This window comes from Pseudomonas sp. CH61 (assembly GCF_059429415.1).
Window position 1 is genome coordinate 6,566,969 of sequence record NZ_CM182098.1, and the last position, 13,138, is coordinate 6,580,106.

General features: G+C 61.1%; 13 protein-coding genes. 7 read left to right on the top strand and 6 right to left on the bottom strand.

Features of this window, described 5'->3' with window-relative positions; translation table 11 throughout:
- The first annotated feature begins 156 nt into the window (after nt 1-156).
- From AC5SEM_RS29445 to AC5SEM_RS29455, 3 genes are all read left to right on the top strand, one after another.
- Nucleotides 157-1,434 (top strand): acetyl-CoA C-acetyltransferase, encoded by a 1,278-nt coding sequence (locus tag AC5SEM_RS29445; protein ID WP_495471868.1) that lies wholly within the window; start codon nt 157-159, stop codon nt 1,432-1,434.
- Between the two features lie 388 nt (nt 1,435-1,822).
- Entirely contained in the window at nt 1,823-2,719 is an 897-nt protein-coding gene (locus AC5SEM_RS29450; protein ID WP_007914672.1) for a PA4780 family RIO1-like protein kinase, read from the top strand.
- 310 nt (nt 2,720-3,029) lie between these two features.
- Entirely contained in the window at nt 3,030-4,238 is a 1,209-nt protein-coding gene (locus AC5SEM_RS29455) for an MFS transporter (protein ID WP_495471869.1), read from the top strand.
- Here the strand turns inward: AC5SEM_RS29455 and cueR are convergent.
- The 3 genes from cueR to AC5SEM_RS29470 form a co-directional block, all read right to left on the bottom strand.
- Nucleotides 4,192-4,605: a Cu(I)-responsive transcriptional regulator gene (gene cueR, locus AC5SEM_RS29460; protein ID WP_095122009.1), complete on the bottom strand. Its 414-nt coding sequence runs from the start codon at nt 4,603-4,605 to the stop codon at nt 4,192-4,194. The two genes, AC5SEM_RS29455 and cueR, sit on opposite strands and share 47 nt — an antisense overlap.
- The gene (locus tag AC5SEM_RS29465) at nt 4,602-6,995 is read right to left on the bottom strand and encodes a heavy metal translocating P-type ATPase (protein WP_495471870.1); all 2,394 of its coding nucleotides are present in this window, start codon (nt 6,993-6,995) and stop codon (nt 4,602-4,604) included. Before AC5SEM_RS29465 ends, cueR begins: the two co-directional genes overlap by 4 nt.
- Nucleotides 6,996-7,190: 195 nt before the next feature.
- Nucleotides 7,191-7,574, bottom strand: a complete 384-nt coding sequence (locus AC5SEM_RS29470) for a hypothetical protein (protein ID WP_077570848.1) — start codon at nt 7,572-7,574, stop codon at nt 7,191-7,193.
- 147 nt (nt 7,575-7,721) lie between these two features.
- Between AC5SEM_RS29470 and AC5SEM_RS29475 the strand changes: the two genes are divergently transcribed.
- Nucleotides 7,722-7,919 (top strand): cation transporter, encoded by a 198-nt coding sequence (locus tag AC5SEM_RS29475; protein ID WP_077570850.1) that lies wholly within the window; start codon nt 7,722-7,724, stop codon nt 7,917-7,919.
- Nucleotides 7,920-8,105: 186 nt separating this feature from the next.
- Entirely contained in the window at nt 8,106-9,308 is a 1,203-nt protein-coding gene (locus tag AC5SEM_RS29480; RefSeq protein WP_077570852.1) for a multidrug effflux MFS transporter, read from the top strand.
- A 6-nt stretch (nt 9,309-9,314) separates the two neighbouring features.
- Here AC5SEM_RS29480 and AC5SEM_RS29485 read toward each other — a convergent pair whose 3' ends face one another.
- From AC5SEM_RS29485 to AC5SEM_RS29495, 3 genes are all read right to left on the bottom strand, one after another.
- On the bottom strand, nt 9,315-9,488 hold the full coding sequence (locus tag AC5SEM_RS29485; protein WP_495471871.1) for a hypothetical protein: 174 nt from the start codon (nt 9,486-9,488) through the stop codon (nt 9,315-9,317).
- 160 nt (nt 9,489-9,648) lie between these two features.
- The gene (locus tag AC5SEM_RS29490; protein WP_495471872.1) at nt 9,649-10,662 is read right to left on the bottom strand and encodes a zinc-binding alcohol dehydrogenase family protein; all 1,014 of its coding nucleotides are present in this window, start codon (nt 10,660-10,662) and stop codon (nt 9,649-9,651) included.
- 30 nt (nt 10,663-10,692) lie between these two features.
- Complete coding sequence (locus tag AC5SEM_RS29495) at nt 10,693-10,986, bottom strand: putative quinol monooxygenase (RefSeq protein WP_495471873.1); 294 nt, start codon at nt 10,984-10,986, stop codon at nt 10,693-10,695.
- Nucleotides 10,987-11,105: 119 nt separating this feature from the next.
- On the opposite strand from AC5SEM_RS29495, the gene vimR reads away from it, so the two are divergent.
- Nucleotides 11,106-12,035, top strand: coding sequence for a transcription regulator VimR (gene vimR, locus AC5SEM_RS29500; protein WP_077570859.1), 930 nt, complete (start codon nt 11,106-11,108; stop codon nt 12,033-12,035).
- 317 nt (nt 12,036-12,352) lie between these two features.
- Nucleotides 12,353-13,087, top strand: a complete 735-nt coding sequence (locus tag AC5SEM_RS29505; RefSeq protein WP_077570861.1) for an ArsR/SmtB family transcription factor — start codon at nt 12,353-12,355, stop codon at nt 13,085-13,087.
- The last annotated feature ends 51 nt before the right edge of the window (nt 13,088-13,138 follow it).

A 13,138-nucleotide genomic window follows, 5' to 3' on the forward strand; every position in this document is an offset into this window, starting at 1 on the left:
ACATTCATAAACACAGCTGACCCCCTGTAGGAGTGAGCCTGCTCGCGATAGCGGTGTATCAGTCAAGAAATGTTTATCTGACCCACCGCTATCGCGAGCAGGCTCACTCCTACAAGGGATTGGCGTGAATTCAGACCTTTGGACAAGGAGTTATTCATGAGTCAGCTGCGCCGCGTCGCGATCATCGGCGGTAACCGTATCCCTTTCGCCCGCTCCAATGGGCCGTACGCCACGGCCAGCAATCAGGCAATGCTCACCGCCGCCCTAGAAGGCCTGATCGAACGCTATAACCTGCACGGTCAGCGCATCGGCGAAGTGGTGGCGGGCGCGGTGCTGAAATTGTCACGAGATATGAGCCTGACCCGTGAATGCGTGCTCGGCTCGCGTTTGTCACCGGCGACGCCCGCCTACGACATTCAGCAAGCCTGCGGCACCGGCCTGGAAGCGGCGATCCTGGTGGCCAACAAGATCGCCCTCGGCCAGATCGACTGCGGCATTGCTGGTGGCGTCGACACCACCTCGGACGCGCCGATCAGTGTCAGCGAAGGCCTGCGCAAAATTCTCCTGCAAGCCAACCGCGCCAAGACCACCGGCGACAAACTGAAAACCTTTCTGCAACTGCGGCCCAAACATCTGATTCCGGATTTCCCACGCATCGGCGAACCACGCACTGGCCTGTCGATGGGCGAGCACTGTGAGTTGATGGCGCAGACCTGGCAGATCCCGCGTGAAGAGCAGGATCAGCTGACCCTCGAAAGCCACCAAAAACTGGCTGCGTCTTACAGCGAAGGCTGGCACAACGACTTGATGACGCCGTTCCTTGGTCTGACCCGCGACAACAATTTGCGTCCGGACCTGACCCTGGAAAAACTCGCGACGCTGAAACCGGCCTTCGAAAAAAGCGCAAAAGGCACATTGACGGCAGGCAACTCCACACCGCTGACCGATGGCGCGTCGGTGGTATTGCTCGGCAGTGAGGAATGGGCGAAGGAACGGGGTTTGCCAATTCTCGCGTACCTGCGCGATGGCGAGGCGGCGGCGGTGGATTTCGTCAACGGCGCCGAAGGGCTGCTGATGGCGCCGGCGTACGCAGTACCGCGGTTGCTGGCGCGCAACGGGCTGACCTTGCAGGATTTCGATTACTACGAAATTCACGAGGCTTTTGCGGCGCAGGTGCTGTGCACGCTGAAGGCTTGGGAGGATCCGGAATACTGCAAAACCCGTCTGGGCCTCGATGCACCGCTGGGCTCGATCGATCGCAGCCGACTGAATGTGAAGGGCAGTTCGCTGGCGGCTGGGCATCCGTTTGCCGCGACTGGCGGGCGTATCGTCGCCAATTTGGCGAAACTGCTGGATGCGGCGGGCAAGGGCCGGGGTCTGATCTCGATTTGCGCGGCGGGCGGCCAAGGCGTTACCGCCATCATCGAACGCTAACGCTAGAAGAGCCCCTCACCCTAACCCTCTCCCGGAGGGAGAGGGGACTGATTGGGGTCAGATGGTTAGCCCAATCCATAATCGACGGGGTATTTCAGGTCGATGTATAACGCCAGACACCTCGGTCGGCTCCCTCTCCCTCGGGGAGAGGGCTGGGGTGAGGGTAAAAGGGCTGAAACCGCAGATGTCAGATTCTGTCGCAAATGCCCTCAACGGCCGATACCAACAAACAGGCAAGGCTCGGCTATGATTCGCAGCGGTCGATTTTTCGGCACAGTGTGTGCATTCACAGGTTCACAGGTCGGCAACCCCTCCCCGTAATGCGAGGATTGCCGTATAACGAGTGACATTCGCGTGTTTGGTAATAAAGGACCCACAATAAAAGCTGATGAAGACTCCAAAACGCATTGAACCCCTGATCGAGGACGGTCTGGTCGACGAAGTGCTGCGCCCACTGATGAGTGGTAAAGAAGCAGCTGTTTATGTGGTGCGCTGCGGCAATCAGTTACGTTGCGCAAAGGTCTACAAGGAGGCGAACAAACGCAGTTTCCGCCAGGCGGCCGAGTATCAGGAAGGCCGCAAGGTCCGCAACAGCCGACAGGCTCGGGCGATGGCGAAAGGCTCCAAGTTCGGTCGCAAAGAGACCGAAGATGCCTGGCAGAATGCCGAAGTGGCGGCGCTGTTCCGTCTGGCCGGTGCCGGTGTGCGAGTGCCCAAACCGTACGACTTCCTCGATGGCGTGCTGTTGATGGAACTGGTGGCCGACGAATTCGGCGATGCCGCGCCGCGTCTCAATGATGTGGTGCTGGAGCCGGATCAGGCGCGCGAGTATCACGCGTTCCTGATCTCGCAGATCGTGCTGATGTTGTGTACCGGTCTGGTGCACGGTGACCTCTCGGAGTTCAACGTGCTGCTGACGCCGACCGGCCCGGTCATCATCGACCTGCCGCAGGCCGTCGATGCTGCCGGCAACAACCACGCGTTCAGCATGCTGGAGCGGGATGTCGGCAACATGGCTTCGTACTTCGGTCGCTTTGCCCCGGAATTGAAGCTGACCAAGTACGCCAAGGAAATGTGGGCGTTGTACGAAGCCGGCACCTTGCACCCGAACAGTGTGCTGACCGGCGAGTTCGATGACCCGGAAGACCTGGCCGATGTTGGCGGAGTGTTGCGCGAGATCGAAGCGGCGCGCCTCGACGAGGAACGCAAGCAGGCCATCCGCGCGGCGGACGACGAGCCGAAAGGCAAATCCGACGAACCACCGCCGCCGCCGTGGATGCAGTGATCGCTTGACGAGAAACCCGGCTTCGGCCGGGTTTTTTGTTTGAATCAGAAGCCTTGGAAGCCCAGAAGCCCCTCACCCCAGCCCTCTCCCAGAGGGAGAGGGGGCCGACCGAGGTGTGTTGAGTCATACATCGACCTGAAAAAACGAGTCGATATGGATTCAACGAAAAACGTTCAGGTCGGTGTACCTCCCAAATATCCCCCAATCAGTCCCCTCTCCCCCTGGGAGAGGGCTAGGGTGAGGGCCACTTTCGGATCAACGCAATTTCACGTCTACTGTCCACCGCCCCAACCACACTCAAGGACTGAATGTGACCACCCCGCGCAACACCCACCTGATCGTCACCGCCCGCCTGATCTCCGATTTCGGCGCCTTCCTCAACATGGTCGCGCTGGCTACCTACGTGTACCTGCTGAGCAACAGCGCCATGAGCGTCGGGGTTTTCCTCGCCAGTCGCGTGGGCGGAGGGATTTTTGCCAGTCTGATCGGCACCGCGTTTTACCGCCGCTGCAGTGGGCGCGCACCGCTGATCGCCTTCGATCTGCTGCGCGCCAGCGTGCTCGGTTTGCTGTTGATCTTGCCCGTCAGCCAGCAGGCCCTGCTGTTGCCGGTGATTGCGTTCGGCCTGGGCCTGGGCAATTCGATGTTCGCCATCGGTCTCAACAGTCAGTTGCCGCGTTTGATCCCTGTTGATCAATTGCTCAAGGCCAACGCCTGGATCACCTCAGCTTCATCCGCTGCGATGGTCGGTGGCAGCCTGGTTTCAGGTTTGCTGGTCGCGGGTTTTGGTTTTGAAACGGTATTCGCCCTGAATGCGCTGACTTATCTGCTGGCTGCGTTGTTGATTGTGCCGCTGCGATTCGCGCCAGTCACAGTCAACGAAGCACCGGAACGCAGCGAATGGTCTGCCCTCAAGCAGGGCTTGCGCTCTACGCCGGTGATTGCCGCGATGCTGGCGGTGACGATGGCCGACACCCTGGGCAGCGCCGCACACAACGTCGGCTTTCCGATCATCTCGAAACTGCTCACGCCAGAGTCGGCGAGCACCACGCTGGGTCTGATGCTCGCGGTGTGGGCCAGCGGCAAACTGCTGGGCGCGCGAATCGCCAGTCGTCTCAAAGGTTCGGACAACATCAACCTCGAACGGCGGTTTTTCTTCGGCGTGGCGCTGATGTCCTGCGGCTTTATCCTGATGTTCCAGCAACACAGCCTCTACGGTCTGCTGCTGTTTTCCTTGCCGGCGGGGCTCGGTGACGGTTTTTCCGAAGTCGGGCTGATGTCGCGCCTGCAACGCGAACCCGAGCAGTTGCGTCTGCCGATTTTCAGCGTGCTGACCTTGCTGCAGATGACCGGGTTCGGCATCGGCATGCTGATCGCCGCGCCGTTCTACGGGTGGTGGACGCCGGGTGCCGTGGTCATGCTGTTCCATGGCATTCCCCTCGGCACCTTGCTCACGGTGAAAGTGCTCGCCCTCAAGCGCGGGCGGGTTGCGCGCAGCAGCCCGACGCCAGTTCCTTGAGGATCGGGCAATCAGGGCGGTGGTCGCCGTTGCAGTGCTCGACGAGGTCTTGCAGGGTGTCGCGCAATTCGCCGAGTTCGCGGATCTTCTGATTCAACTCGTCGATGTGCTGGCGGGCCAAGGCCTTCACATCGGCGCTGGCCCGTTGGCGATCCTGCCAGAGGGTCAGCAGTTTACCGACCTCTTCCAGCGAAAAGCCCAGGTCGCGCGAGCGCTTGATGAATGCCAGCGTGTGCAGGTCATCGTCGCCATAGACCCGATAACCGCTGTCGGTGCGATGCGCCGCTTTGAGCAGGCCGATCGACTCGTAATAGCGGATCATTTTTGCGCTCAGGCCACTGTGTTTGGCTGCTTGACCGATGTTCATCGGTGCTCCTCCAGGTCCTTGGGTTTCCAGGTTTTCAACAGTAGCGCATTGCTCACCACGCTGACGCTCGACAGCGCCATGGCTGCACCAGCCAGTACCGGGTTGAGGAAACCGAACGCCGCCAGCGGAATGCCGATCAAGTTGTAGACGAAGGCCCAGAACAGGTTCTGGCGGATCTTCGCGTAGGTCTTGCGGCTGATTTCCAGCGCCGCCGGCACCAGCCGTGGGTCGCCGCGCATCAGGGTGATGCCCGCCGCGTGCATGGCCACGTCGGTGCCGCCGCCCATGGCGATGCCGATGTCGGCAGCGGCGAGGGCCGGGGCGTCGTTGATGCCGTCGCCGACCATGGCAACCACGCCGGTTTTTTTCAGCTTGGTGATGGTGGCGGCTTTGTCCGCCGGCAGCACTTCGGCGTGAACATTGCTGATGCCCAAGGCTTCGGCGACGACTTTGGCACTGCCGCGATTGTCGCCGGTCAGCAGATGGCTTTGGATATGGCGGGCGGCGAGTTGTTGCACGGCTTCCAGTGCGCCGGGTTTCAGGGTGTCACCAAAGGCGAACAAACCGAGCACTTGCGGTTCAGGACTTTGCTCGATCAACCACGACAACGTGCGGCCTTCGGTTTCCCAGGCGCTGGCGGATTCGGCAAGGTCTCCAGCGCTCAAGCTGCTTTCGTCCAGCATGCGCCGATTGCCCAGCGCCAGACGCCGGCCGTCGAGATTGCCGGCGATGCCGCGACCGGTGAGCGACTGGCTGTCGCTGATATCCGGTACGTGCAGTCCTCGTTCCGCTGCGGCATCGAGCACCGCTTTGGCCAACGGGTGTTCGCTGCCGCGCTGCAGGGCTCCGGCCAGTTTCAGCAGCTTGTTTTCATCACCATCGATGGCGCTGAAATGGGCAATACGCGGGGTGCCAGAGGTCAGCGTGCCGGTCTTGTCGAACACGACGCTGCTGACTTCATGGGCGCGTTCCAGCGCTTCGGCGTCCTTGATCAGAATGCCGTGGCGCGCCGCTACGCCGGTTCCGGCCATGATCGCCGTCGGCGTCGCAAGACCCAGTGCACACGGGCAAGCGATGACCAGAACAGCGACCGCATTGATCAGCGCAGTTTCGATTGGCGCGCCGTAGAGCCACCAGCCGATCAGAGTGGCCAACGCTAAAACCAGCACGGTGGGCACGAACACCTGACTGACTTTATCCACGAGTTTCTGGATCGGCGCTTTGGCGGCCTGAGCGTCTTCGACCAGTCGAATAATCCGTGCCAGAACGGTTTCCGCACCGAGCGCCTGAGTGCGCACCAGCAAGCGACCCTCGCCATTGATCGCGCCGCCGGTGACCTTGTCCCCGGGTTGTTTCGGCACCGGCAGACTCTCGCCGCTGATCAGTGCTTCGTCGGCATGACTCTGGCCTTCGATGACTTCGCCATCGACCGGGAAACGTTCGCCGGGTTTGACCAGCACCAGATCGTTGAGGCGCAGGGCGCTGATGGCGACATCCTGCTCGCGGCCGTCGATCACTTGAATCGCCCGCTCCGGACGCAACGCTTCCAGCGCGCGGATGGCGCTGGCGGTCTGGCGTTTGGCGCGGCTCTCCAGGTATTTGCCGAGCAGTACCAAGGCAATGACCACCGCCGACGCTTCGAAATACAGATGCGGCATGCGCCCGGCAGCGGTGGCCCATTCGTAAAGGCTCAGGCCGTAACTGGCGCTGGTGCCGAGGGCGACCAGCAAGTCCATATTGCCGGCGCCAGCACGAACGGCTTTCCACGCCGCTACATAAAAGCGTGCACCGAATATGAACTGCACCGGCGTGGCGAGGGCGAATTGCGCCCAGGACGGGAGCATCCAGTGGATGCCGAACGGTTGCAGCAACATCGGCGCCACCAGCGGCAGGGCGAGGGCGATCGCGCAGATCAGTGCCCAGCGTTCATGTTTCAGGCGCTGTTGTTGGTTATCGGTTTGTGGGTGTTCGGCTTGCCAGACGCTGGCCGAGTAGCCGGCCTTGCTCACTGCGTCGAGCAGGGTTTGCGGATCGGCCTGGCCGAGCAATTCGAGGTGCGCACGTTCGTTGGCCAGGTTGACGCTGACGCTTTTCACTCCGGGGACTTTGTTCAGCGCACGCTCGACGCGACCGACGCACGACGCGCAGGTCATGCCTTCGATAGTCAATTCGATGGTTTGCTGCGGGACGCTGTAACCGGCACGTTCGACCGCGTCCATCAACGCCGGCAAGCTGTCGCCCGGCGCCTGCACACGGGCCTGCTCGGTGGCGAGGTTGACGCTGACGGCACTGGCGCCGCTGACTTTGCTCAAGGCCCGCTCGACACGCCCGGCACAACTGGCGCAGGTCATTCCGGCAATCGGCAGGTCGAAAGTGATGGAATCGGACATCGGTCGTACTCCCTGTAGTAGATGCCTACAAGGATCAACCTTGCCATGCGGGCAAGGTCAAGCGCCATTATTTGACGCGCCGCAAAACCAACTGTGGGAGCGAGCCTGCTCGCGAAAGCGGTGGGTCAGTCAACATCATCGCTGAATGACACACCGTATTCGCGAGCAGGCTCGCTCCCACAGTTCTGGATTTGCTTAATAGCCGAGATCGGCGCGCTTCAGGTACATGCCTTCCTGTGTCATCGCGATCCGGTACTTCTGCACATCGCCCGCCTGCAGTTTTATTTCCTGTGAACCCGGTGCGAGCAAGCCCGGATTGCAACCCGGTACTTGCCCCGGCAGTAGTTTCAGACGTAGCGAAACAGTGCCAGGTGGCAAGTTGAAAGATGTGCTCTGTTCCTGAAACAGGCGTGCCGACAGCTGATCCTGGATATACACACCGATCTCGCAGGAGGTTGCCACTTCCAGACGCTCACGGGAGATGATCAGAACGCCGTAATCCTCACCAGCGGCTTGCACTGTAGGAATTGCGGCAAAGAGGCTGAGAAAGCCAAACAGGCTGAAAGCTGACCAGCGCATGGCTGAATCTCCTGAATCGAGTCATTGATGTACGCAGCTTGGCCGAGCGCGGCGCCGATTGCCAGCCCGGCAGTTTATTGAAGAACTTGACCTTGCCATCGTGGCAAGCTCGAAACTGCCGGCAACCTCACTCAAAGGAGTCATTCCATGCAAGTGTTCAACGTTCAAGGCATGTCCTGCGGTCACTGCGTCAAAGCCATCACCAACGCGGTGCAGGCCAAGGATCCGGCGGCCAGCGTGCGGGTTGATCTGGCTGCGAAAGAGGTCGGCGTGGAAAGCGCGCTGAGCGCCGAGCAGGTGATCGAGGTCATCAGCGAAGAAGGCTACGCGGTGGAACTCGCCTAGAAGCAAAAGATCGTCCGATCGCGGCCCGAACCTTCGGCAGCTCCAACAGGGGGACGAATTCCAATGTAGGAGCTGCCGAAGGCTGCGATCTTTTGCTGTTTTTATAGTTAGCGAGCTATCGGAATGTTCAAGGCGTCCGGGCGCGGCTAGACTGTCGGGCTGCCGACTTGCCAACCTGGATGCCTGATGAACTTCCGTACCATTCTGATTCTCGGTGCCTTGACCGCCTTCGGGCCCTTGGCGATCGACTTCTATTTACCTGCATTTCCCTCGATGGCGCTGGCGTTCGGCACCGACGAGAAACACGTGCAGATGACGCTGGCGGCGTATTTCGCCGGGTTGTCGATTGGCCAACTGGCTTACGGCCCGGTGGCGGATCGCTTTGGCCGACGCATTCCATTGCTGGTCGGCCTCACGCTGTTCACGTTGGCATCACTGGCCTGCGCTTATGCGCCAAACCTGGAATGGCTGATCGGCGCACGTTTCGTCCAGGCACTGGGCGGTTGTGCGGGGATGGTGATTTCCCGGGCCGTGGTCAGCGATAAATGCGACGCGGTGGGCTCGGCGAAAGTCTTCTCGCAACTGATGCTGGTGATGGGCCTGGCGCCGATTCTGGCGCCGATGCTCGGCGGTCTGCTGGTCAACACCACAGGCTGGCAGTCGATCTTCCTGGTGCTGACCGGCTTCAGTGCGCTGGCCGGATTGGCCGTGGCACTGGGTCTGCCGGAAAGTATGCCGGCGCACATGCCGCGCCAACCGCTGTCCGGCGCATTGCGTCAGTACGGTCGCCTGCTCAAGGATCGGGTCTACCTGGGGCATGCCCTGACCGGTGGCATCGCCATTGCCGGGATGTTTGCCTACATCGCCGGTTCTCCGTTCATCTTCATCAAACTGTATGGCGTGCCGGCCGAGCATTTCGGCTGGTTGTTCGGCACCAACGCGGCGGGTTTCATTCTGGTGGCGCAGGTCAACGCGCGGATGTTGGCCAAGCGCGGCCCGGCCTTCCTGCTGTCGCGGGCGGTGTGGGTGTATTTCGCTGCCGGGCTGACGCTGCTCGCGGTCAGCGCGATGCATACCGAATCCTTGTGGCCGCTGCTGATTCCACTGTTTATCTGCGTATCGAGCCTGGGTTGCATCAGCCCGAATGCCGCCGCTTGTGCGATGAACGGGCAGGGCGCACGCGCCGGCAGTGCTTCGGCACTGCTCGGCTGCATGCAATTCAGCGTCGCCGCCGGGGCTTCGGCGTTGGTCGGGGTGTTGCACGACGGCACCGCCGTGCCGATGGCAATCGTCATCAGCGTGTGCGGTTTGCTGGTGGTGTGCGTGGCGCTACTCACCCGCCGTCTGCAGAATGCCCGGGCACTGGCGCAAGCTCAGGCCGAGGCATAAATAACCTCAGCCGGCGGCGCGCTGCTGGCTGCGGTCGGGAATCTGATGGGGTGCGCAAAGGCGCGCTTCAAGGATGCGGGTGAAGGCCAATGCTTCGGCTTCACTGCGGAATGTCACGGCGTGTTGGTCCAGACGAACCTGCCATTGAGACTTTGCCACTTCTTTTATCAGGATCTTCATTGCTGACCTCCCTTGCGTAAAAGATGTATCGCAGAGGCTTCGATTGTAGACCTGAATACGATCGCAATTGTGACAACGGTCAAGCATCGGACTGACGGCAAAAAACAGCGCAACCCCGCCGACCGCTCTAGGTTAGGCGAAGGCTGCGCTGTGCGGTTTTTTAGAAACCTTCTAAAACAATTTTCCCCTTGGCTTTGCCACTTTCCAGCAGCTCATGGGCGCGACGCAGGTTCGCGGCATTGATCGTGCCGAAGTGCTCGCCCACCGTGGTCTTCAACGTCCCGGCATCAATCAGCTCAGCCACGCGATTGAGCAGTTTGTGCTGCTCGATCATATCCGGCGTTTCGAACAGCGAGCGGGTGTACATGAACTCCCAGTGCAGCGACAGGCTTTTGCGCTTGAGTTTGCTGATGTCCAGCGACTTCGGATCGTCGATCAGTGCCAGTTTGCCTTGCGGCGCCAGCGCCTCGACCAGTTGATCGAGGTGCTGATCGGTCTGGGTCAGACTGGCGACGTGAGTCACGCTGTCGATCCCGGCGCCTTTGAGCTCTTCGCTCAGCGGTTGGCTGTGATCGATGACCAGGTCGGCGCCCAGTTCTTTGACCCAATCGCGGGTCTGCTCGCGGGATGCGGTGCCGATCACCTTCAGCCCGGTCAGTTGCCTTGCCAATTGCGTGAGGATCGAGCCAACCCCGCCGGCGGCACCGACGATCAGCAGGCTCTGGCCTTCATCGGTTTTGCCTTCGCGGATTTGCAGGCGCTCGAACAGCAATTCCCACGCGGTGATCGCGGTCAGCGGCAGTGCGGCGGCTTCGGCAAAACCGAGGGATTTCGGCATATGGCCGACGATGCGCTCATCCACCACGTGCAGTTCGCTGTTACCGCCGGCACGGGCGATGGAGCCGGCGTAAAAGACCTTGTCGCCGGTCTTGAACAACGTCACGTCGCTGCCAACAGCCTTGACCACACCGGCAACGTCCCAGCCCAGCACTTTCGCCGCGCCGTTTTCCGGCGCCACGTTCTGGCGCACTTTGGTGTCGACCGGGTTGACCGAGATGGCTTTGACTTCCACCAGCAGGTCGCGCGGGCCGGCGACCGGTTCTGGCAGTTCGATGTCTTGCAGGGATTTGGCGTCGCTGATCGGCAGGGAAGCGTAATAGGCGATGGCTTTCATGAATGGCTCCGTACAGTTAATAGTAGAAGATCAGGCAATCGCGCCGAGGCGCTTGAGCTGAAAGTGTTCGATGGCGTGACCGACGCTGGCCTGGAAATGCTGGAAGTGTGCGCTGGCGTTGTGCGCCTCGAGAATCGCTTCGCTGGCCCAGTGCTCGATCACATAAAACACCTGCGGGTCGGCGAGATCGCGGTGCAAGTCGTACTGGCTGCAACCGTCTTCGGCGCGACTCGGTTCAACCAAGGCGCGCAGGCCCTGTTCAAGAAGATCCTGCTGGCCGGGTTTGGCAATCAGGGTGGCGATAGCGGTGAACGGCTGGGACATGCTCGGCTCCAGAGAAGCGGGATGAATGCGATGGAGAGATGATTGGCTATTTCTCTGCGAGATAAAACCGGCTAAAAGAGCAGTCTCTTTCAATATTTTTTTGATAATCGAGGCTGAGCATGCTGCGTTTTGACGACTTGCAGTTGTTTGTCCGGGCGGCGGATCTGGGCAGTCTGTCGGCGGCCGCGCGGGTGATGGACATGTCCGCTGCCGTGGCCAGTGCGGCGTTGAAACGGATCGAACAGCAGCTCGGTGCGCGGTTGCTCGCGCGTTCGACCCGCAGTTTGCGTCTGACGGCCGAGGGTGAGGGCTTTCTCGAATACGCCCGCGCGGCGTTGAGCAACCTCGATGAAGGCCGGCGTCTGCTGGCCAGCGGCCAGGATCAGGTCAGCGGGGTGTTGCAGTTGTCGGCGCCTTCGGACTTCGGCCGCAACCTGTTGCTGCCGTGGCTCGATGAGTTCCAGCGCGAACACCCCAAGCTGACCGTGCGTTTGCTGCTTGGCGACCGCATCGCCGATCTGTTTCGGCAACCGGTGGACATCGCCTTGCGCTATGGCGAGCCGGAAGATTCAAGTCTGGTCGCCTTACCCATCGCCCCGCAAAACCGCCGCGTGCTGTGCGCCTCGCCGGCGTATCTGGCCCGGCACGGCGAGCCGCGTCAGCTCGAGCAACTGGCTCAACACAATTGCCTGCTGTACATGCTCGGCAGCCGGGTTCATGACCACTGGAGTTTTCACGACGGCAAACGTGAAGTCGGGCTGACTGTCAGTGGCGACCGCTTCAGCGATGACGCTGACGTCGTGCGCCTGTGGGCGGTGGCCGGCGCCGGAATTGCCTACAAGTCGTGGCTGGACGTGGGCGCCGATGTGCTCGCCGGACGCCTCAAAGTGCTGCTGCCAGAGCTGCTTTGTGAGCGCGCACCGCTGAATTTGCTGTGCGCCCATCGCGCACAATTGAGTAAGCCGGTGAACCTTCTGAGGGAAATGCTCGCCAGCCGATGCGCTGATTTGAGTAGTCAATTTCCCGTTTTTCCGAAAGTTGATCATTAGTCGCAGGTAAATAGAGAAATTTCTGTCAGGAACAATCACCACCTGCGCAGGCCCCAGTGCGGGACGCGGGGGCTAACCCGCTTATACTAGCGCCCGCCTCATGCCAGCACCGACACCCCGGCCCGGAGACCCTCGCAGCGCGTCGCCAGTCTTCGAGTGACGGTCGCGCATCTGCTGCGGGTTCTGTGCCGGAGCAGGCTGCGTCAGCGGCTTGCCTCGCCCCGGTTCATGGCGATTTTCGCGTCTTGGCCGATGACTCATTACCGGCCAAGATGTCTCCGAGCAGTAGACGATACGATTCAACAGGGAGTGAACACATGGAACATGCACCTTGCATCAGCCAGATTGCCACGCTGCTGGCCGACCCCAAGCGCAGCGCGATGATGTGGGCGTTGATGGATGGTTCGGCCCGGCAAACCGAGGAGCTTGCGCTACTGGCAGGGCTGTCGCCGTCGTCGGCCAGCGCACATCTGGCGCGGCTTTCCACGGGTGGGCTGTTGAAGGTCGAAGTCCGTGGTCGCAAACGCTTTTTCCGTCTCTCGGCACCGGAGGTCGGGGCCGCGATAGAAGCATTGGCCAGCGCCACCATCGCCAGTGCTCCAAGGGAAATTCCCGAAGTATTCAAACGCACCACCCCCATGGCCAAACCGCAGACCGCACCGTCCTCGTTGTTGCGTGCGCGTTTTTGCGATGACCATCTGGGCGGTACGCTGGCGGCGGATCTGTATCAGCGGCTGCTTGATGCCGGCTGGATCGAGCAGCTTGAACAACGCGTTGTGGTGACCCACAAAGGGGCGAAATTGCTGGCCGGGCGCGGCGTGTTCATTCAGGCGCTGGCTCATCGCAACGTACAAGTGGCGTGCGCTTGCCCGGACTGGAGCGAGCGCCGTCCGCACATGGGTGGCTCACTCGGCGCGGCGTTGCTGCAGCTATTCATGCAGTCCGGTTGGCTGACGCTGCCCAACGACTCAAGAGCCCTGCAATTGACGGCCACCGGCCAGCGGGAACTGCACCGATTCGCCAAGGAAACCGAGCTGGAAATGGCGTTGTAGAGCACTGGCTTTCGACGTCAGCACTTCTGGCGTCGTCCACGGTTGCGAACA